Annotated in this window: 1 protein-coding gene; it reads left to right on the top strand. The window is 47.4% G+C overall.

From position 1 onward, the window contains the following. Positions 1-232, top strand: a 232-nt coding sequence (locus tag AAEZ06_RS28360; RefSeq protein ID WP_350617544.1) for a DEAD/DEAH box helicase, incomplete at both ends; no start/stop codon positions are given.

The following is a 232-nucleotide window of genomic DNA, read 5'->3' as shown; positions in this document are numbered from 1 at the left end:
CCCAACGCCAATTCAAGCGGCGAGTATCGACCCGCTTATGGCTGGTAAAGATATTATCGGTCAAGCACAAACCGGTACCGGCAAAACAGGTGCGTTTGCCCTGCCTTTACTAAACAAAATCGACATGAAAATCAATGCCCCACAGATTTTAGTGTTAGCACCAACCCGTGAATTAGCGGTTCAAGTTGCCGAAGCATTTGGTAGCTACGCTAAACACATGAAAGGCTTCCAC

Origin of the sequence: Pseudomonas sp. HY7a-MNA-CIBAN-0227, assembly GCF_040310325.1 — a bacterium.
GTDB lineage: Bacteria > Pseudomonadota > Gammaproteobacteria > Pseudomonadales > Pseudomonadaceae > Aquipseudomonas.
The sequence above is the reverse complement of the archived record's forward strand: the minus strand, read 5'-3'. Positions and strand labels throughout refer to the sequence as shown.